The 19,255-nt window shown below is 35.2% G+C and carries 17 protein-coding genes; 12 read left to right on the top strand and 5 right to left on the bottom strand.

Annotation, left to right across the window (positions count from 1 at the left end; genetic code table 11):
- Nucleotide 1: 1 nt before the first annotated feature.
- Nucleotides 2-1,291 (top strand): adenylosuccinate synthase, encoded by a 1,290-nt coding sequence (locus MTQ00_RS13465; RefSeq protein ID WP_273649661.1) that lies wholly within the window; start codon nucleotides 2-4, stop codon nucleotides 1,289-1,291.
- 33 nt (nucleotides 1,292-1,324) lie between these two features.
- Here the strand turns inward: MTQ00_RS13465 and aspS are convergent, their stop codons facing one another.
- The gene (aspS, locus tag MTQ00_RS13460) at nucleotides 1,325-3,079 is read right to left on the bottom strand and encodes an aspartate--tRNA ligase (protein WP_273649659.1); all 1,755 of its coding nucleotides are present in this window, start codon (nucleotides 3,077-3,079) and stop codon (nucleotides 1,325-1,327) included.
- A 142-nt stretch (nucleotides 3,080-3,221) separates the two neighbouring features.
- Nucleotides 3,222-3,659, bottom strand: coding sequence for an ankyrin repeat domain-containing protein (locus MTQ00_RS13455; protein ID WP_172280763.1), 438 nt, complete (start codon nucleotides 3,657-3,659; stop codon nucleotides 3,222-3,224).
- A gap of 257 nt (nucleotides 3,660-3,916) precedes the next feature.
- Here MTQ00_RS13455 and MTQ00_RS13450 point away from each other — a divergent pair, with 257 nt between their 5' ends.
- Nucleotides 3,917-4,036: a 30S ribosomal protein THX gene (locus MTQ00_RS13450; RefSeq protein ID WP_172280761.1), complete on the top strand. Its 120-nt coding sequence runs from the start codon at nucleotides 3,917-3,919 to the stop codon at nucleotides 4,034-4,036.
- Nucleotides 4,037-4,090: 54 nt separating this feature from the next.
- Here the strand turns inward: MTQ00_RS13450 and MTQ00_RS13445 are convergent, their stop codons facing one another.
- A complete protein-coding gene (locus MTQ00_RS13445) occupies nucleotides 4,091-4,741 on the bottom strand; it encodes a DUF937 domain-containing protein (RefSeq protein WP_273649656.1) in 651 nt (216 codons plus the stop codon).
- Nucleotides 4,742-4,859: 118 nt separating this feature from the next.
- Nucleotides 4,860-5,369, bottom strand: a complete 510-nt coding sequence (locus MTQ00_RS13440) for a DUF2480 family protein (protein ID WP_172280757.1) — start codon at nucleotides 5,367-5,369, stop codon at nucleotides 4,860-4,862.
- Between the two features lie 79 nt (nucleotides 5,370-5,448).
- Here MTQ00_RS13440 and lpxB point away from each other — a divergent pair, with 79 nt between their 5' ends.
- The 9 genes from lpxB (at nucleotide 5,449) to MTQ00_RS13395 (ending at nucleotide 16,436) form a co-directional block, all read left to right on the top strand.
- Nucleotides 5,449-6,552 carry a lipid-A-disaccharide synthase gene (lpxB, locus tag MTQ00_RS13435; RefSeq protein ID WP_273649653.1) on the top strand — a complete coding sequence of 368 codons (1,104 nt, stop codon included), beginning with the start codon at nucleotides 5,449-5,451 and terminating at the stop codon, nucleotides 6,550-6,552.
- Nucleotides 6,553-6,948: 396 nt separating this feature from the next.
- The gene (locus MTQ00_RS13430) at nucleotides 6,949-8,472 is read left to right on the top strand and encodes a ComEC/Rec2 family competence protein (protein ID WP_273649651.1); all 1,524 of its coding nucleotides are present in this window, start codon (nucleotides 6,949-6,951) and stop codon (nucleotides 8,470-8,472) included.
- A 146-nt stretch (nucleotides 8,473-8,618) separates the two neighbouring features.
- Complete coding sequence (locus tag MTQ00_RS13425) at nucleotides 8,619-9,281, top strand: succinate dehydrogenase cytochrome b subunit (protein ID WP_172280751.1); 663 nt, start codon at nucleotides 8,619-8,621, stop codon at nucleotides 9,279-9,281.
- Nucleotides 9,282-9,296: 15 nt separating this feature from the next.
- Entirely contained in the window at nucleotides 9,297-11,309 is a 2,013-nt protein-coding gene (locus tag MTQ00_RS13420) for a fumarate reductase/succinate dehydrogenase flavoprotein subunit (protein ID WP_172280749.1), read from the top strand.
- 24 nt (nucleotides 11,310-11,333) lie between these two features.
- Entirely contained in the window at nucleotides 11,334-12,101 is a 768-nt protein-coding gene (locus MTQ00_RS13415; RefSeq protein WP_172280747.1) for a succinate dehydrogenase/fumarate reductase iron-sulfur subunit, read from the top strand.
- A 137-nt stretch (nucleotides 12,102-12,238) separates the two neighbouring features.
- The gene (locus MTQ00_RS13410; RefSeq protein WP_172280745.1) at nucleotides 12,239-13,780 is read left to right on the top strand and encodes a TlpA family protein disulfide reductase; all 1,542 of its coding nucleotides are present in this window, start codon (nucleotides 12,239-12,241) and stop codon (nucleotides 13,778-13,780) included.
- A gap of 115 nt (nucleotides 13,781-13,895) precedes the next feature.
- The gene (gene rlmD / locus MTQ00_RS13405; RefSeq protein WP_273649648.1) at nucleotides 13,896-15,302 is read left to right on the top strand and encodes a 23S rRNA (uracil(1939)-C(5))-methyltransferase RlmD; all 1,407 of its coding nucleotides are present in this window, start codon (nucleotides 13,896-13,898) and stop codon (nucleotides 15,300-15,302) included.
- A gap of 29 nt (nucleotides 15,303-15,331) precedes the next feature.
- Nucleotides 15,332-15,811, top strand: a complete 480-nt coding sequence (locus MTQ00_RS13400) for a DUF6452 family protein (protein ID WP_172280742.1) — start codon at nucleotides 15,332-15,334, stop codon at nucleotides 15,809-15,811.
- Nucleotides 15,777-16,436 (top strand): DUF6048 family protein, encoded by a 660-nt coding sequence (locus MTQ00_RS13395; RefSeq protein ID WP_273649644.1) that lies wholly within the window; start codon nucleotides 15,777-15,779, stop codon nucleotides 16,434-16,436. Before MTQ00_RS13400 ends, MTQ00_RS13395 begins: the two co-directional genes overlap by 35 nt.
- Nucleotides 16,437-16,466: 30 nt before the next feature.
- Here MTQ00_RS13395 and MTQ00_RS13390 read toward each other — a convergent pair whose 3' ends face one another.
- Nucleotides 16,467-16,910, bottom strand: a complete 444-nt coding sequence (locus MTQ00_RS13390; RefSeq protein WP_273649642.1) for a hypothetical protein — start codon at nucleotides 16,908-16,910, stop codon at nucleotides 16,467-16,469.
- Nucleotides 16,911-16,998: 88 nt separating this feature from the next.
- Between MTQ00_RS13390 and MTQ00_RS13385 the strand changes: the two genes are divergently transcribed.
- Nucleotides 16,999-19,017, top strand: a complete 2,019-nt coding sequence (locus MTQ00_RS13385; protein ID WP_273649640.1) for a M43 family zinc metalloprotease — start codon at nucleotides 16,999-17,001, stop codon at nucleotides 19,015-19,017.
- The last annotated feature ends 238 nt before the right edge of the window (nucleotides 19,018-19,255 follow it).

Here is a 19,255-nt window from a genome sequence, read left to right as displayed (position 1 = left end):
TATGGATATCGTATTAGGATTACAGTGGGGAGATGAAGGGAAAGGTAAATTCATTGACCTGATCAGTCGGAATTATGACATTGTCGCACGTTTCAACGGAGGAGCAAATGCAGGACATAGTATTGAACGAAATGGAAAAAGAATAACATTGAAAACTCTTCCTTCGGGAATATTTATAGAAGGAGTAGACAATGTAATCGGAGCAGGGATCGTATTGGATCCTGTTAATTTCAAGCAGGAAGTTTTGAAACTAAATGCTTTTGATATGAATATTCAGGTTGAAAAACGCCTGGCTGTATCTAGGAAGGCACATCTTGTGTTACCCACACATACATTAAGGGACGTATTTATGGAAGAGAATTCATCCTATAATACAATTGGTACAACTAAAAATGGTATAGGACAGGCCTATGCGAACAAAATTCTGCGGCAGAATCTAAGAGTGGGTGATATTGATAGATCCGACTTTAATGAAACAGTAAATCATATTGTAGAAAGAAACTATCAGCAGCTGTTAGATTATGGTCAGATACTTCCTCCGATAACAGATCTGAAAGATACATTTTTCGATGCTATAGAGTTTCTGAAAAAATTTCGATGGATAGAAGCTGAAGTGTTTTTAAATGAATCGATCAAGAGTGGAAGAAAAATTCTTGCAGAAGGTGCACAGGCAACATTACTCGATATAGATCACGGAACCTATCCTTACGTTACATCATCTACAACGATTGCTTCAGGAGCGTGCAGCGGTTTGGGAGTCTCGCCTAAAAAGGTAGGCGAAATCTATGGGGTTACAAAAGCATATTGTACCAGGGTAGGAAATGGTGCCTTTCCTACGGAGCTTTTTGGCGAAACAGGTGAGAAGATAAGGCAAACAGGTAATGAGTTTGGTTCTAATACAGGACGGCCCCGAAGAGTAGGGTGGCTGGATCTGCCTGCTTTAAAATATGCTGTAATGATTAATGGAGTGACTCAATTGATCATTACCAAAGCTGATGTCTTGAATGGCTTTGAGTCTGTGGCTATATGTACTCACTATAAAGTCAAAGATCAGACTGTAGTGTCAGGTTTAATGACTGATGATGAAGCACGTCCGGTTTTCCGTCGGATGAAAGGATGGAAAACTGAATTTTCAGAATGTAAAGATCCTTCCTCTTTACCCGAGGAATTATTGGAGTTTATTCAATTTCTTGAAAATGAGCTTGAAATTCCTGTGAGTTATCTTTCTACAGGACCTGGCAGGGAAGATATGATAAAGGTGACTTCAAAACTGATATCTCAGATAGTATAAAATAAAAAAGCGAGGTAAAAACCTCGCTTTAATTTATGCTTTTAAATTTAATTGTAATTCCAGTTCATCCAGCTGTGCATCAGCAATTGATGCCGGTGCGTCAATCATCACATCACGTCCCGAGTTATTTTTAGGAAAGGCAATATAATCTCTGATCACTTCATTTCCGTCAAGAATGGCCACCAAACGGTCAAACCCGAAAGCTAAACCACCATGAGGAGGAGCTCCATATTTAAATGCGTTCATCAAGAACCCAAATTGCGCTTCCGCCTCTTCTTTTGAAAAACCTAATAAATCAAACATCTTAGATTGAAGTTCCCTGTCGAAAATTCTGATTGATCCTCCTCCGATTTCATTTCCATTAAGAACCATATCATAAGCATTTGCTCTGGCTTTTCCGGGATCAGTTTCCAGCAGGTGAATATCTTCCGGCTTAGGAGAAGTGAAAGGATGGTGCATCGCGTGGTATCTCTGAGTTTCCTCGTCAAATTCCAATAGTGGGAAATCGACTACCCAAAGAGGAGCAAATACATCTCCTTTTCTTAATCCCAAACGGTTTCCCAGTTCCATTCTCAATGCGGAAAGCTGAGCTCTTACTTTATTTTCATTTCCTGAAAGAATAAGCATCAAATCTCCTTCTTTCGCCCCGAATTTTTCAATGATCTTTGTTAAGTCTTCTTCGTTGTAAAACTTGTTAACAGATGATGTTTTTACGCCATCATTCTGGAATTTTGCCCACACCATCCCTGAGGCTCCGATTTGAGGACGTTTTACCCAGTCCACCAATTCGTCGATCTGTTTTCTGGTATAGTCTGCACAGCCTTCAACATTAATTCCAACTACCAATTCCGCATCATCAAATATTTTAAAATCTTTTCCTTTTACCAGTTCATTAAGCTCCACGAATTCCATTCCGAAACGGATATCCGGTTTGTCATTCCCATATTTTTGCATCGCTTCTGCAAAAGTCATTCTCGGAAAAGCTCCGAATTCCTGCCCGGTAATATCTTTGAGCAATGTTTTGGTCATTCCCTCAAATACATTCATCACATCCTCCTGTTCAACGAAGGCCATTTCGCAGTCGATCTGTGTAAATTCCGGCTGTCTGTCTGCTCTCAGGTCTTCGTCACGGAAACATTTTACAATCTGGAAATATTTATCCATTCCACCTACCATCAGAAGTTGTTTGAATGTCTGTGGAGATTGAGGTAGTGCGTAAAACTGCCCTGGGTTCATTCTGCTTGGCACCACGAAGTCTCTCGCTCCCTCCGGGGTAGACTTAATTAAAACAGGTGTTTCTACTTCAATGAATCCTTCTTCGGAAAGGTAATTTCTCACTTTCTGAGCCATTTTATGACGGAAGATTAATTTATCTTTTACCGGATTTCTTCTGATATCAAGATAACGGTATTTCATTCTTAATTCTTCACCTCCGTCTGTTTCATCTTCAATTGTAAAGGGTGGAAGTTGAGAGTCATTAAGAACGCTTAGTTTTTCAACTAAAATTTCAATTTCTCCGGTTGGAATATTAGGATTTTTGCTTACTCTCTCAATTACTTTTCCGGTAACCTGAATCACAAATTCACGTCCCAGTTTTTTAGCTTCTTCCATTAATTGAGCTGAAGAGCGATCCTGGTCTAAAACCAATTGTGTAATTCCGTAACGATCCCGAAGATCTATCCAAATCATAAATCCTTTATCACGGATAGTTTGTACCCATCCTGAAAGTGTAACTTCTTCATTAAGATTTTTTAGAGATAATTCTCCGTTTGTGTGCGATCGAAACATTAGTTTTAGATGTTAGATATTATACTTTATATACCAGACTCATTAAGGTCTGAATTTTAAAGTGCAAAGATAAGATTTTTGAAAGTCTTATAAATAAAAAAAACTTCCCAAAGGAAGTTTTTGAATATATTTTTTAAGAAAATTATTTTAGAATTTCTGTAAGAGCCGCCTGTTTATATTTTACTGAAATGTCTTTGGCTGTTTCTCCGTTTTCATTCTTCAGATTTTTTGAAGCACCTTTTTTTAATAATATTTTAGCCAGGTCAGGTCTTCCAAATTTAGCTGCGGCCATAAGCGGACTTAGATTGCTGCAGATTTTATTGACGTCTACATTATTTGTAAGTAAATAATTAAAAATATTTTTTTTGTCGAATCTTACACTGTACGCCAAAAGATTGTAGCTGATATTTTTTTCTCCCAGACATTTATCGTAGTCTTCTTTTGGAAAAGCTTTTTTAAATGTTTCAATATTATCTGTTTGAAAAGCTATTCTCTGTTCACTTGAAATTTGCTGAGCGAATAATGAACCAGCAAAAATAGAAATTGCGAAAACCAATGTAGTAGAGATTATTTTTTTCATGAAAATTTTATTTTAAGAATACACAAAGTTAATTTATTTTTTTGATACAATTTACTATGATTATGATTTCAATTTTTGAAATTAAATAAAATATATGCTATTTGTTAATAATGACAAAATGTAATTCTGCTTTTTTTAACCGGTTGTTTGTGAGAATTTAGTCTTTTGTATACTGGTTTTATAAAAATTTTAACGGCAATATTTTGTGCTTTTTTACAAGTTTTCTTACATTAGACGTAACCAACAAATAATTTATTATGGGAAAAGGAGACAAAAAATCAAGAAGAGGTAAAATTAATAATGGCAGCTATGGAAAAAGAAGACCAAGAAAAGCCTCTAAATCATTAGAAACTTCGGAGGAAAAATCAAAGAAGTAACAGAATAAAAAAGACCGGAAATAAATCCCCGGTCTTTTTTTTATACAAATTAAATTATTTTCCGAATATACTTCCCAGGATACCACCTAGTCCGCCTTGTTGTTGCTTTTGGCCTCCTCCAAGAACGCTTCCTAAAATATCATTTAATGGATTTCCTGACGATTGAGCCTGCCCGCCACCGCCAAGAACACTACCAAGAATGTCATTTAACGGACTTGATTGCTGAGCCTGTGCCTGATTAGAGGCATTTCCAAGAATTCCACCCAATAGATCTCCCAATCCACCTGCTCCAACATTGTTCTGTTGTTTTTCTTTGCCAATATAGCCCATAATAACCGGAGCAAGCATTGCCAAAACAGGACCTATTTTATCAATGGAAATTCCCGTATTTTGTGATAACTGATTTTCAACATTTTGTTTGTCGTTACCGAAAATGTGGCTAAGGATTGAGCCTCCTTCTGCGTGTCTTGCTTCAACTTGTGAAGCATCATCCAGGATACTTCCGTTATGGTCTTTATCCAGAGCATTGTTTAATGCTTCAGCTTCTTTAGAATCCTGAGATTTATTTCTTAAGTACGAAATAATTAGGGGTGCTGCTACAGCTAACAAAGCAATAATCTGGTTTTTGCTGATTCCAAATTTGTTTTCTGCCTGTACCGCAACCTGGTTGCTTGTGTTTCCTGTTAGCAAATCGATTAAACTCATGTTGTGTTTATTTAAATTGTTAATAAACCAAAGTTATCAAAAAATATTCCCTAATAATTTTTTTAATCTAAAATTACTGTTAAAGTTTTTTATTTTTTCTAAGCAGCTGGTATCGAGTTTAGTTTTTTAAAATAGGGACATTGGAACATGCTTCGCCAAACATCAGAGATTTTACGATCGGCTTCAATTGTTCTACCAATTCTACATACGCATTCTCAGGAATTTCCTTATCCGAACATCCTTTCACCAATACCCTTTTATCTCTTAAATCATCAAAGTCATAAGTCTGTATTGCATTGTGCATTAAAATAACTTCAAGATCTTCACGGTTACCAAAGACTATTTTCTTTGCAACATCAGTAAGTTTGGCTGTAAGGACAAAATAAGCCCACAATGGAACAATAGCATCTGCCGAATTGTAAATGTATATGTAAGCATCACTATATTCATCAGTATTGATAGCGGCCACCTGTGCACGAAATTCTTTTTCTTTCAAAATCATTTCCTGAAAAAGAAAATCTTTCAGGTCGATTCCTTTTCTTGTGCCTTTTGGAAGAAGCGTGGCAAGATCAAAATTTACAAGACCGCTTTCGTTTACTTTATTTCTGATTTCAAATTCTTCTGACATTTTTTATCATTATCTTTGAACAAATTTACAAATTAAGATCCAACAAAGTTTTAATTTGTTCTCTATCCTTATTATAGAAATGAAATATTATATCATTGCCGGAGAAGCCTCAGGAGATTTACACGGGAGTAATTTAATGAAGTCTTTAAAAAAGAAAGATCCGGATGCTGAATTCAGATTCTGGGGAGGTTATCTGATGGCTAAGCAGGGAGGAACCCTTGTAAAACATTACCGTGATCTTGCTTTTATGGGATTTCTGGAAGTTGCTATGAATCTCAGGACGATATTAAATAATATTAAATTCTGTAAAGAGGACATTAAAAATAATCAACCTGATATTTTAATCTTAATTGATTATCCGGGATTTAATCTAAGAATAGCCAAATTTGCCAAAGAACTTGGAATAAAAGTAGTGTATTATATTTCACCACAGCTTTGGGCATGGAAAGAAGGCAGGGTAGAGATCATAAAAAAATATGTGGACGAAATGATGGTCATTCTTCCGTTCGAAGAAGACTTTTATAAAAAACATGGAGTTCATTCCCATTTTGTAGGGCATCCTCTGTTAGATGCTATATCCAGCTTACAGGAAATCGATATTGATGCTTTTAAGAAGGAAAACGGCTTAAATGACAAAGAAATTATTGCCTTATTACCAGGTTCGCGAAAGCAGGAAGTTGAAAAAATGCTGGAAATGATGCTTTCTGTGAGATCATCTTTTAAAGAGTATCAGTTTGTGATTGCCGGAGCTCCAAGTTTACCAAAAGATTTTTATGAATCTTATGTAGATGATAATGTGCATTTTGTTTCAAATAAAACCTATGATTTACTTAGATGTTCAAAAGCCGCTTTGGTAACGTCGGGTACAGCAACACTGGAAACTGCTTTACTGAATGTTCCTGAAGTAGTTTGTTACCGGGGAAGTAAGATTTCTTATGCTATTGCTAAAAGATTGGTTAAAAATATAAAATATATTTCTTTAGTAAACTTGATTATGGATCGGGAGGTTGTAAAGGAGCTGATCCAAAATGATCTGAACACCGGAAATTTAATCGAGGAATTAAAAAAGATACTGGATGGAAATAAAAGATCACAAGTATTGAATGATTATGTTCTTTTAAAAGAAAAGCTCGGTGGAAGCGGGGCAAGTGATCATGCTGCAGATGTGATTTTGAAAGTTTGAAATATTCAATAATAAATAACATAAATCGTAGAATTTTTTTCTGCGATTTTTATTTTTTAAAACGAATTTAATAGTCTTTTAAAGATTCTGAAATTTTGATGTGCTAATTTTTGTCTCAATAAATATTTTTGAGTAACACAAATTTTCGAATTGAATAAGCAGCCACTTTTTATTCTTGTTATATGTTTTATTCTTGGAATCTTTTTTCAGGACTATGTATCACTTGATAAGAGATTTATTGTAATTGTAACAATTCTATGTTCAGTTCTTTTGCTCGCTTTGTTTCTCCGGTCCTATCTTTCCCATAGGGTCAGACCAATTTTTTTAGCGTTGATGTTCTTTTTTCTTGGCATTATTTTACATTCATTGAATACGTTTCCTTTGAATTCTGATGTAATGAAATCAAGGGAACTTGTAACATTTAAAATAGTCAGAAAGCTAAACTCAACTGAAAAATACAAGAAATATGAGGTTATTGCTCAGGCAGAAGGAAAAAACATCAAGTCAATTTTATTTATTCCTAAGAATGTTCATCAGCTTAACTTTGATTACTATTATAAAGGCTGGGTTTTTATTCAGGAATTGAAACCTCCTGTATATGATTTTCAATTTAATTATTCCGGTTACCTTAATCGCAAAAATATAAGGTACCAGATGTACCTATCGGGAGAACTGTTATCCGTTGCCAGAAACGATATGAGTTTAAAGGAATCTATTCGGCAGAGAAGGCTTGAAGTTTTGCAAAAAATTGACGGAATAAATATCTCTCCTAAAAACAGGGAGTTTTTAAAGGGAATTATCCTTGCTGATCGAACGGAAATGGATTCAGCGGTAATACAGGATTTCAGCAAATCAGGATTGGTGCATTTTCTTGCCATTTCGGGAACGCATATAATGGTGGTTTTTGGTCTGTTTTATTTTATTTTCAGAATGATCCTTCCTTTGAAATTCAGGAAATATACAGTAATACTGAGTTTAATATTTATATGGATGTTTGCTTTGTTTATTGGATTTGGAAATTCTGTTCTGCGGGCATGTATTATGCTTACTGTTTATTTTATCTATGTTTTACTCCAGAGAAAACCAGATGTACTGCATTCTGTAGCTTTGTCCGCTTTTATCATTTTATTTATGGATTCCCAACAGTTATTTACCATTGGATTTCAATTAAGCTTTATAGCTGTCATAGGAATATTCTGGTTGAATCAGCCATTGTTAAAATGCTTTCCAAAGCAGGATAGCTATTTTAAAAAATTGCTTTTCAATACGATATCTGTTTCTGTTTCTGCTCAGCTTGCAACAATTCCTTTAGTTTTATACTACTTTCATCAGTTTTCATTTATTTCCATTGTTGCTAATTTCATCGTAATTCCCTTTTCAGAGCTTATTATTATATGCTCTTTTGTTATTGCAGCTTTAGCTGCATTTAATATAGATTTTAATTTGATCAACCAAGGATATGATATCATGATTAACGGATTGCTTACAAGTATCCGTTGGTTTGCTGATTTCGATACTCTTTTTTTTGAAAATATTCCGATGAATCTTGTTGAAGTCTTTATTTTATCTGTGTCTGTCTATTGGTTGAGGTTTGTTATACTGAAATTCAATTTTGAAAACAGGATGATACTGATTTGTTTTATTCTTTTGTTTTTTATTGCAAGAGCTATCTTTACGATTGTAGATAATCAAAAGGATGAGGTTTTAATACACGATTCAGGAAAAAATAAAGTGCTTTCAATTAAATATGGCAATAAAGCCTTGTTTTGGATATCAGACTCCACTGACAGGGAGAAAATTATTAAATATATGGTTAATCCTTATTGTACTTCACGAAGAATAAAAAGTGCTGAATTAAAAAGTCTGGACGTAACCAGGAAAAAGATTATTTACAAGGGTAAGATTTATGAGATAAATTGATGCTTGTCATTCTCTGATTTTCGCTTATTTATTAAGCTTTTACAATCTTATTTAGAAAGATTACAAACTGGCTAATAGTGAGATTTCTCACTTTTCAGTATTGTTAACATTTCCTAATTTTGTAGAAATTCAAATTTAAACTTAATATGGCAGGTTTAACGAGTTCTACAATAGGTAGAAAATATGCTATGGCATTATCAGCTATGTTTTTGCTGATTTTTCTTATACTGCATTTAACAACAAATTTATTATCTGTTATAAATCGAGATGCATTCAATACAGCGTCCGATTTTATGGGGTATAATCCTTTTGTTCAATTCTTAATGCAACCTATTCTTGGTTTCGCAGTACTTTTCCATTTTATTATGGGATTTGTTTTGGAAGTTAAGAATAATAAAGCGCGTCCGATTAAATATGATTCCAACAATGCTTCTGCGAATTCTACATGGATGTCCAGAAACATGATCATTTCCGGAGCTGTTATATTAGCTTTTTTAGCGCTTCACTTTTATGATTTCTGGATTCACGAAATCAATTATAAGTACGTAGAAGTGCTTGCACCTGATGCAGAGCGTTTCTGGCCGGAATTGCATGAAAAGTTTGCAGATATCTGGAGAGTAGCTTTATATGTAATCTCATTTGTTTTATTGGGACTACACCTTGCTCACGGATTCCAATCTTCTTTTCAGTCAATTGGAGCAAGACATCCAAAATATACTCCGGTAATTAAAGCGATAGGAACATGGTATTCAATCCTTATTCCTTTTGGATTTATTTTCATCGCGATTTATCATTTTATAACTCAATAATATCACTATACTAGTATGAGTAAATTAGATTCAAAAATTCCAGCAGGTCCTCTTAAGGATAAATGGAAGCATCATAAAGACCATATGAACCTTGTTGCACCAAACAACAGAGATAAGATTGATATTATTGTTGTAGGTACTGGTTTGGCCGGAGGTTCTGCAGCTGCTACTTTAGCAGAGCAGGGATATAATGTAAAGGCATTCTGCTACCAGGATTCTCCAAGAAGAGCACACTCTATTGCAGCGCAGGGAGGTATTAACGCAGCAAAGAATTACCAGGGTGATGGTGACTCTACCTATAGATTATTCTATGACACTATCAAAGGTGGTGACTACAGAGCTAGAGAGGCTAATGTATACAGATTGGCTGAAGTATCTGCCAATATTATTGACCAGTGTGTTTCTCAAGGAGTACCTTTTGGGAGAGATTACGGTGGCCAGTTAGACAACCGTTCATTTGGTGGTGTTCAGGTAAAAAGAACATTTTATGCAAAAGGGCAAACAGGACAACAGTTATTGTTAGGTGCTTATTCTGCAATGAGCCGTCAGATCGGTAAAGGTAGAATCAAAATGTACAACCGTCATGAGATGCTGGACCTTGTTATTGTAGACGGAAAAGCCAGAGGTATTATTGCCAGAAACCTTGTTACCGGAGAAATTGAAAGACATTCTGCTCACGCAGTGGTTATTGCATCTGGAGGATACGGAAATGTTTATTTCCTTTCCACTAATGCAATGGGTTCAAACGTTTCCGCAGCATGGAAAATTCATAAGAAAGGAGCGTATTTCGCAAATCCTTGTTATGTACAGATTCACCCGACGTGTATTCCTGTTCATGGAACACAACAGTCTAAATTAACTTTGATGTCCGAATCTTTGAGAAACTCAGGAAGAATCTGGGTTCCTAAAAAGATAGAGGATTCTGTTGCAATCAGAGAAGGTAAATTAAGACCTGAAAATATAAAAGAAGAAGACAGAGATTATTATTTAGAAAGAAGATATCCTGCATTTGGTAACTTAGTACCTAGAGACGTTGCGTCTAGAGCTGCTAAAGAAAGATGTGATGCTGGTTATGGAATCGAAAATAATGATACCAAAGAAGGTGTTTATCTTGATTTCTCTACAGAGATCATGAAGAAAGGTAGAGAAGCAGCAATTGAAAAGCATATTCATAATCCTACAGATCAGCAGCTTTATGATTTAGGAAAAAAATGGGTGGAGGAAAAATATGGTAACCTATTCGTTATGTACGAAAAAATTACCGCAGATGATCCTTATAAGACACCGATGAAAATTTATCCTGCGGTACATTATACAATGGGGGGAATCTGGGTAGATTATAATCTTCAGTCAACAATTCCTGGATGTTTCGTAATTGGTGAGGCTAACTTTTCTGATCACGGAGCAAACAGACTTGGAGCATCAGCATTAATGCAAGGTCTTGCGGACGGATATTTCGTTCTTCCTTATACCATTGCAGATTATCTTTCTGCTGATATCAGAACAGGAGCTATTCCTACGAATACAGGAGCATTTGAAGAAGCTGAAAAAGGAATTAAAGAGAAAATAGATTTCTTCTTAAATAATAAAGGAACCCACTCTGTAGACCATTTCCACAAGCAACTAGGAAACATTATGTGGAACAAAGTAGGAATGGGAAGGACTCCTGAAGGTTTAAGAGAAGCGATAAAAGAAATTGAAGAAGTAAGAAACGATTTCTGGAAAAATGTAAAGGTTCCGGGAGAAGGAGAAGGAATGAATACTGAGCTTGAAAAAGCTTTCAGAGTAGCTGATTTCTTAGAGCTTGGACAGTTAATGGCTATCGATGCATTACATAGAAACGAATCTTGTGGAGGACATTTCCGTGAAGATCACTCAACTCCGGATGGAGAGGCTGAAAGAGATGACGTAAACTACAAATACGTTGGAGCCTGGGAATATCAGGGAGCAGATATCAATAATGAAATTCTGCATAAAGAAGACCTGATATATGAAAACATTGAGGTTAAAACTAGAAGCTACAAATAATCTCCAACCTATAAATATAAAATTATGAGTGCAAAAAAAGGCTTACATCTTACGCTGAAAATTTGGAGACAAAAAAATAATAAAACCAAAGGTCAGTTTGAGACCTATAAAATATCGGATGTATCAACAGATTCTTCATTCTTAGAAATGTTGGATATCCTTAATGAAAATTTAATTAACGAAGGAAAAGAACCGATCGCATTCGATCACGATTGCCGTGAAGGAATCTGCGGAATGTGTTCTCTTTATATCAATGGTAGAGCGCATGGACCTGATACAGGTATCACAACTTGCCAGCTTCACATGAGAATGTTTAAAGACGGTGAAACAATCGTTATTGAGCCATGGAGAAGTGCCGCTTTCCCGGTAATTAAAGACTTAATGGTAGACAGAAGTGCATTTGACAGAGTAATGGCTGCAGGTGGATTCATTTCTGTGAATACTTCAGGAAACACATTGGATGCTAATGCAATCCTTGTTCCTAAGGATGATGCGGACAAAGCAATGGATGCTGCAGCATGTATTGGTTGCGGAGCTTGTGTTGCTACATGTAAAAATGGTTCTGCGATGTTATTTGTTGGAGCTAAAGTTTCTCAGTTTGCCTTACTTCCTCAGGGTAGAGTTGAGGCGAAAAGAAGAGTTCTTAACATGGTGCAGGCTATGGATGAAGAAGGATTTGGTAACTGTTCAAATACAGGTGCTTGTGAAGTAGAATGTCCTAAAGGAATTTCTCTGGAAAACATTGCACGAATGAACAGAGAATATATGGCAGCACTGGTAGATAAAGGATAACACCAGCTAAAGTAAATAGAAAAAATCGTCTCCTTATAGGATGGCGATTTTTTTAGTTAAATCTTTCATAAAAAGTACTATTAAATTGTATTTAGTAATACTGAAAAACCTATTTTTGTTTAATTATAAAAATCAAAATGAAAAAATATCTTTTATTGTTTATCATTGCAATATTTGTAATGTCTTGCTCTAAAAAAGTTGAAGTAAAAGGAAAAATCACAGGTGGATCTCCATTGGAAAGAATAGAGTTCATTGAAGCTTCAGGAGTTGCTACATTACCGTTGGCAAACATTGGAGTGAAAAATGACGGAACATTCTCAGGGAGTTTTGAGGCTCCAAAAAACGGGATGTATCTTATTTCCTACGCCGGAAAACAAAATCTGGTATATCTAAAAGGAGGGCAAACACTTAACATTTCAGGTAGCGGAATGAATTTTCCGAATGATTATGTAATTACAGGTGATGCAAAAAAGAATAATGATTTCTTCACGGCAACTCAAAAATATCTTACCAATTACGCTCAAACAGTTAATATGAATGAGCTGATGATGAAAGATGAAAAGGGATTTCTGCAGGGTATTCAGAAAGTTGAAAAGGATATCAATAATAATATTGAGGAAAACGTTAAAAAATTTAGTCCTGACAGCGAGGTAGTGAATTGGAAGAAGAATGATCTTTCCAGCACTTTGTTGTCCATCATCAATCAGTATGAAATGAGACAAGGCCAAACGCCCGGAAATCCATCTTTTAAAGCCAGTAAGACTTTCACTGATTATGAAAATAAACTTCAGGAAAATAAGGATGTTATGATAAAGGAAAATCCTTACTACAGACAATACTTATTGGCTAAAATGAGTCCTGATTTTCAAAAATATGCTGAAGCCAACAGCAAAAATAAAACAGACATCACTACTTCTGAATTATTTGCTCAGTATTTAAAAACAAAAAAGGATATTTCTCAAACTACGAAAGACTATCTATTAGCATTTGTTATGGCTCAGTCTGATATCCATCCTGGATCACCGGCAAAGGTGACGGATAAAATCAAGAAGATTATTGATGAGGATATCAAAGATGCAACCATTAAAAACGACCTTAATAAGATTCAGATAGCTGTAAATGGGGTTAAAATCGGAGAAGTAGCGCCAGATGCCACTTTAATAAAGCAAGATGGAAAATCCTATAAGCTTTCTGAAAATAAAGGAAAACCTTATATGCTGTTTTTCTATGCTTCATGGAATCCGTATATCAGTGAAGCTGCTGTACCGGTACTAAAAGAAGTTGTTAATTTCTATAAATCAAAAATGAATTTTGTATTTGTAAATGTTGACGATACAAAAGATCAGTTTGTAAAAACAAGCAATTCTTTATTGAAAGGAATTCCAGGAACGAATGTTTATGGTGATGGGGGACTCAACTCTGATATTGCTAAAAAATACGGTGTTTATGGATTCAAGTTACCTTGTTTTGTAATTATTGATAAAGACGGTAAAATTGCCAGCAGATCTTTTGTAAATCTTGGAGAACCTGAATTGGTAACGATACTGGATAAATTAACCGGACTTTCTGCGCCAAAAGTTAATCCGAATGTACAATTACAACCTGGTTTGGGAGCTGATCCTTCTGCTCAGCAAGTAAATCCGCAACCTGCGAATCCTCAACCGGCTCCAACAAAATAGTAAACTTTAACATACATGAAAAACCTTGTCCTAGGATAAGGTTTTTTTTATTGTATTTTTGCAAAATGAAACCGTAAGGTTACATTAGAACAGATAGAAAAAATAGAAATTACGGATGAAAAAGAAGAAGAATATTATTCTTGAAAATATAAGATTAATAGCAGCCGGAGCAAAAGGAGTTGCCATAGGTAGAACGGAAGAAGGCAAAACGGTATTGGTTTCAGGAGCTATTCCGGGAGATGTGGTAAATGCAAGGGTGAAGAAATCGAAGTCTAAGTATTACGAAGCAGAGGCTGTAGAAGTTGTGGAAAGTTCTCCGTACAGAGTAGATCCAAAGTGTATTCATTTTGGTACTTGTGGAGGATGCAAGTGGCAAAATATGAGCTATGAAAAGCAACTGGATTTTAAACAGGAAGAGGTATATAATAATATTAAGAGAATAGGAGGAATAGAGAACTTTGAAACGTTGCCAATTCTGGGTGCTGAAGAGCAATATTATTATAGAAATAAAATGGAGTTTTCTTTTTCCAATGCAAGATGGCTTACTCAGTACGAAATCAGTTCCGAAGAAAATTTTGGAAATAAAGATGCTTTAGGATTTCATATTCCGGGAATGTGGAGCAAGATTTTAGACCTGAAAGAATGTTTTCTTCAAGAAGACCCGTCCAATGCAATTCGTTTAGCCGTAAAAAATTATGCTGTTGAAAATGGTTTGGACTTTTTTGATGTAAAAAATCAGGAAGGTTTTTTAAGAACTCTGATGATGAGGCAGAATTCCCAGGGAGAATGGATGGTCTTGTTTCAGTTATACAGGGAAGAAACTGAAAACAGAGAGAAGCTTTTTGAATTTTTATTGAGTCAGTTTCCACAGATCAAAACATTGGTGTATGCAATTAATCCAAAACAAAATGATTCGATTTACGATTTGGATATTAATGTTTACTCCGGAGAAGGATTTTTAATGGAAGAGATGGATGGGCTGAAATTTAAAATCGGGCCTAAATCTTTTTTTCAAACCAACTATAAGCAGGCATTAGAGTTATATAGAAAGACATTGGAATTTGCAGATCTGAAAGGAGATGAAGTAGTTTATGATCTCTATACGGGAACAGGTACTATTGCACAGTATGTGGCCAGAAAGGCGAAGCAGGTGATAGGTATAGAATCTGTTCAGGAGGCTATTGATGCAGCTATTGAACATGCTGAACTCAATGGTCTTACGAATTGTACATTCTATTGTGGGGATATGAAGAATGTCTTTAATGATGAATTTCTCGAAAATCATCCAAAGGCGGATGTGTTGATTACTGATCCTCCGAGAGACGGAATGCATCAGAAAGTGGTAGAACAAATATTAAAGCTTTCCCCTGAAAAAGTGGTTTATGTAAGCTGTAATTCAGCTACCCAGGCAAGAGATCTTGCGTTGATGAAAGATCAATATAAGGTTGTTAAGATATTACCTGTGGATATGTTTCCGCAAACCCACCATGTGGAGAATATTGCATTGCTGATAAAGAAATAATTTACCTAAATTTGAGTTTAAATATTATTATGAAATATTTTAAATTTCTCTTATTAACCCTGATGTTGGGAATGCTTTGCTCCTGTGGCGGAGATGATGATATCTGTGAGAGTGGTGAAGGTACGCCACGAATTAAAATTGCTTTTAAAAATGCAGATAATGACAAAATCATAACATTAGACTCTCTTTACGTAGCCGTAGATTATGGAAACGGAAAAGTGCAGTTGGGAAAACAGCAAAAAATAAGTTCAAGACTCATTCCATTAAGGGTTGACGACTCCCCTTATACAGACGTATATTTCCGGTTAGCGGACAAAGGGACTGAGTCAAAGGTAAGGATAAGTTATACCACTAAATCTACATATGTATCTCCAGGATGTGGATTGAAAAAAACATATGAAAACCTGAACTCTGATTCACCAACACCGAGCAATCCGGTAAAGAAAGTTGAAATAGGACAAAATAATATAGAGAATGAAGACAAAACTAATCTTTACCTTCTTTTTTAGCATAAGCCTGCTTGGATTTGCTCAGCAGAAAAAGTCTGTGGAAAAAAAAGAAAAATGGAAATATGAACCAAATTTTATGGTTGGTTTGGATCTTCTCAATACTGGGAGTGCCTTTTTTTCGGATAGAAAACTGTACCAAGGTTTTATATCTTCCAAAATAAACGGAAATGTACATGCAATTGCAGAAGCTGGTTTTGAAAAAAATGTATACCAGAAAAACGGATATGACGCTAAAGTGAATGGTCCATTTGTTAAGCTGGGAGCTTTTTACATGTTAGCCCAGGATCCGGAGAATGAGTTTAATGGTTTTTATGCCGGAGGAAAGGCAGCAGGATCATTTTATACTCAGGAGTATATGGCTGTGCCTGTCCGGGGGTTTGGAGGTAGTAATTCTTCTGTAGCTTTTCCGTCTTCTACCCAATCTTCTTATTGGCTTGAAGGAGTGATAGGAGGAAGAGTACAGTTATTTGAATCCAATTTTTATATTGATGTCAACCTCCAGCCTAAATATATGGTATTTACAACCAAACAGGACGATATACAGCCCATGATTGTCCCTGGATTTGGAAGGAGTTCGTCCAAATTCAATATGGGGTTCTCCTGGAATATAGCCTATAAATTTTAAAAATATCTGAACCTGAAGTTTTCTTCAGGTTTATTTTTTTAGCAGCAGATAAAGAGCTTCCAGTTCTTTTGGAGGTGCTCCGGCATCGAATCCGGAAGATTGATATATTTTCCCCTTATAGGTAATAATGATTACTGAAGATAAAGCACTATCCGAAAAGCGACCTGTTGTTGGAGCGGTATAGGAAGATAGTTTATCCAGATTCAATGAATTGGTTTGTTTTACAATGCTTGTCCATTGTGTATCATTTGATTTTGTGATCTTTGATTCTCCATTCAGATACGTTACTATAGAATCTGAGGTAAAAGTTATTTTTCTATCGGTACCTCGCGTTTGTTCTATTAATTCAATTTTTTCCAGATCGTTTTTCTGATTATTCTTTATAACATGCTTGTTTTCTGTGCTTTTTTGAGAGTGACAACTTCCAAAAATAGATGTTGTTATTGAGAATAATAATATGATAATTTTTTTCATTTTGTATTTTTTTATTTTATTTATTTAAATATAGTTAAATATATTAATCTAAACTGATATATTTGCGAATCTTATAGAAATTTATAGAATGAAAAAATCTACTACTTTGAAATTTCTTTTTTTATTACCTCTATTTGCTACGGTTGCTTTAAGCGCTCAGAGCAAAAATGGAGCTGTTAAAAAGAAAGCGGACTTTGTAAGCAAATCTTCTGAAGAACTTACACAATCCCATGGTTTTGAAAGATGCTCTACAGTAGAGTATGAGAACTATTTGCAGGCAAAATTCCCTGGCAGAATGAATGCTGACCAATTTGAAGCATGGTTGGCTCCATTGGTTCAAAATGCTAAAGCTAATAAATCCCAAAATGGTAATATAATTACAATTCCTGTTGTGGTGCATGTTATCCATAATGGTCAGAATCTGGGAGTTGCTCCTAATATAGTTGATGAGCAGGTTATTTCTCAAATTACCGTAATGAATAACGATTACCGTAGACTTGCGGGAACTCCTGGTTTTAATAATAATGCAGTGGGGGCAGACGTGCAAATCCAGTTTGCTTTGGCTAAGGTAGATCCAAATGGAAATCCTACGAATGGTATTGATAGAATTAACTTATGTCAGGCTTCATGGGCAAGAGCTGATATCGAAACTTTTGTAAAGCCTGCAACTATTTGGGATCCTACCAAATACATGAATATGTGGAGTGTGAAATTTAGTGATAATACCTTGTTAGGATATGCGCAGTTCCCTTCTTCGTCAGGACTACCTGGCTTGAATGTACAGGGAGGTGAAGCTTATTCAGATGGTGTTGTGGCTAATTATGCAACATTTGGAAGCAGCGATTATAATGTAAATAATACATTCCTTCTTGGGGCTCCTTATGATAAAGGGAGAACGATGACACATGAAGTAGGGCATTTCTTAGGTCTAAGACATATCTGGGGGGATGCAAATTGTGGTGATGATTTCTGTGCAGATACTCCTACAGCTCATACATCCAATTATACTTGTAATCCTGCAATCGCAAGTTGTACCAATCCTTCTGTATTCGAAATGGTTCAGAACTATATGGATTATACGAATGATACCTGTATGAATATCTTTACAATCAATCAAAAAGATAGAATTACTGCCGTAATGAATAATTCTCCAAGAAGAATGGAGCTGAAGACTTCAATTGCAGATCAGCCAATTCCTTTATTTCCAAATGATGCAGAAGTAAAGCTTGAAAGAGAATGTGCTACAGCAACCTGTGCTACTACAGCAGTTCAAAATCCAAAAATATCTTTATATAATAGAGGAACAAGCCCATTAACATCTGCGGTAATTACTTACTCTGTAAATGGTAATTCGAAAACATACAACTGGTCGGGAAATCTTGCTCAGGATAAATACCAGATAATTACACTACCAATGGATGCTAATGTATTAGGTGGTCAAATGAATATCAATGTAACATCAGTAAATGGTACTACGGATCAAAGAGCATCTAACAGTAATATCACAGTAAATTATCTGGGAGCTGTAGTGAGAGCTGACGCTAATGTTGTATTTAATCTTCAGTTGGATCAATATGGTTCTGAAACAAGCTGGACTTTAAAGAATAGCTCAGGGGCTACTGTGGAGAGTGGAGGTCCTTATACTGATTCATCAACGGGAGCTCTTCCTGCCCTGAAGACATTTAACTGGACCTTAAGTCCTGGTGAGTGTTATACATTAACAGTTAATGATGAATTTGGTGATGGATTCTATCCGTATGGAGGATATTACAATATTAAGTCTTTATCAGGAACAACCCTTCTTTCCGGATCTCATTTTGCTTCAACGCAAAGCAGATCTTTAAAAGTACAGGTACTGGGAACATCAGAATCTAACATTAAAAACAGTGGAATTCAAGTGTATCCTAATCCGGTAAATGATGTATTGAACATTACTAAAGTTTCCAATAAGGCCAATTTTGAAATTCATAATGCTGTTGGGCAACTTGTAAAGAGTGGTATTATAACCAACAATCAGATAAGAGTAGCTGAATTGGTGAAAGGCGCGTATGTCATTTCAATAAAAGATAATGCTGTTTCAGAAAGAATTAAGTTTATTAAAAAATAGATTCAATAGAACAATAGAAAATACCTCAGTTTACTGAGGTATTTTTTTTACTTATAATTTAACAATTGCTTTTGTGAATTATGATTTCCAATTGCTTTATAGGACTGATTTTATTATGGATTGAATGGTTTATTAAAAATTCAATAATATCCTGATATTTTCATTTAATAGTTTATAAGTATAAATAATTTTTTGATTTTATTGATGTTTTGTAGTATAAATATGTATTGGTTTCATA

It is taken from the genome of Chryseobacterium sp. B21-037 (assembly GCF_028570785.1).
GTDB lineage: Bacteria > Bacteroidota > Bacteroidia > Flavobacteriales > Weeksellaceae > Chryseobacterium > Chryseobacterium proteolyticum.
Note: the sequence above shows the minus strand (reverse complement) of the source record. Positions and strands in the feature narration are given on the sequence as shown.